The organism is Salinivibrio sp. MA427, from assembly GCF_001996115.1.
GTDB classification, from domain to species: domain Bacteria; phylum Pseudomonadota; class Gammaproteobacteria; order Enterobacterales; family Vibrionaceae; genus Salinivibrio; species Salinivibrio costicola.
Genome location: NZ_MUFH01000424.1, coordinates 1 through 1,703, shown reverse-complemented (window position 1 = coordinate 1,703; position 1,703 = coordinate 1). Strand labels below are relative to the sequence as shown.

General features: G+C 54.5%; 2 protein-coding genes. Both read right to left on the bottom strand.

Going from position 1 to position 1,703, the window contains the following annotated elements; translation table 11 throughout:
• A partial coding sequence (locus BZG79_RS15255; RefSeq protein WP_199878029.1) for a putative inorganic carbon transporter subunit DabA occupies positions 1-595 on the bottom strand: 595 nt, incomplete at its 3' end.
• A partial coding sequence (locus tag BZG79_RS15250) for a proton-conducting transporter membrane subunit (RefSeq protein WP_077774830.1) occupies positions 595-1,703 on the bottom strand: 1,109 nt, incomplete at its 5' end. The genes BZG79_RS15250 and BZG79_RS15255, both read right to left, overlap by 1 nt.

Genomic DNA, 1,703 nt, shown 5'->3' with positions numbered 1-1,703 from the left:
GTGTGGCGAAATCGGTGAGCAAATCCACGCCTGTGAGGGTTTTAATGCCTTTATCTTGGCTCACCACACTCAACCAGCATTGATAAAGGTGCTCACCGCCTTGGCCTTGAGCATCAAAACGCTGTGGGTATTGGTGATAGAGTGCGAGAAACTGGCTCACTTGCTGCTGGATTTCTTGCTGCCACGATAAGCCTTCTTGTGTTTCTCTGGTGTAATCACACAACTCAGCCAATGGCTTCCAACGCGGGAGGTTACTGCTATGAATGCGCAGCGCACGCAGACAATCACTCACTGTTAATGCGCTGCCAGAGGTTGAAATGGCCTCGGCAAGGTGTGCCTCACTAATGGGCGATTGCCAATGCGACAGATAGTACGCCGACGGCATTAGCGGACAGTGGCCACTTAACACCGCTTGCTCAGCAAAGACTTGCTCAATGGGGGTAAAGCGTTGCGACCACCATGGGTTAACCGCAATCATTTGATCCAACGGCCAGCTTGGCGCAATCGCTACGACCGCTTGCTGGGTGGCATCGCGAAAATCGCTCACATCGAGGGACTCAGGGTGTGCAGATACGTTGGGCGTTTTCGCAATCATTAACGCGTCTCCTTATGCGGTTGCCATTGGGTCGTTTGTAGTTGGATTAAAGAAGCACTCGGCCACCATTTGAGTGTTAGGCGCGTCGCCCACTCATCAAGGTAAGCCCCGGCGTTCAGCCAAATAAACAGGCGGTTGACCCACGCTTTGTGAGGCCAGTACTGGACCGCCAGTGATAGAGCAAACAGCGTGATAAACAGCACCAGCGCAAAGGCATCGGCAAATAAATAGGTGGCATTTCCACCCGCGACAAACACAATCAAGCTATGTTTAATGGCGGCGTAGAGCCCGAGCAGGCCAAGCGCAAACACGCTACTGAGCAGCACGCGTGTCGGGCGAGCAGCGCCTGGGCGGGTAAAGGCCGGTAATAGCAGCATGGTCATCGCCATCCACAGCAACCAACCGGCTGCAAAACTATTTAAAATACCGACACTCAGGTGCACGGCGACAATCAAACCGGCGGTGGTGGCCATCGCGGCAAGCCAATGGCAGCGACGCGGAACTGAGGCGTCGGCCAGTTGGGTTGCTAGCCAATGATTCACCCCATTGCCGCTGTTGAGGAAAGAGAACGCCTTGTAGAAAGAGTGCGCCAGTAAGTGCAGCAGTGCCAACTCATAAAGGCCTAGGGCGATTTCAACTAACATCAGACCCATTTGTGCGACGGTCGACCACGCCAGTTTTACCTTAATGCTCACGCGTGTCAGGCTCACCAGCCCTGCCACCAGGGTACTGACACCGGCGATAACCAGCAGTGCAAAGCTGGCACTGGGGCTCGCCGCGAGCACTGGCGCGAACAGCATCAATAAGATCCCGCCAAGATTCACAATACCGGCGTGCAACAAGGCAGAGACAGGCGTAGGTGCTTCCACCACTTGAATGAGCCAGCCGTGCAAGGGCAGTTGCGCGCACTTAATGATCGCCACACCCACCAGCATAAAGGCGGCGATGCTTACAGTCAGCGTGTGAGGCTGCTGGCTGACTTGAAACATCAATTGGTCAATCTGCGCGGTTTGGTAGTGGAAAAATAACAGTAAAAATGCGCCACCGAGTAGCAATTCGCTAAAGCGGGCGAGCAGCATTTTTTTGTGTGCCGCGAGTTGGGCGCGAG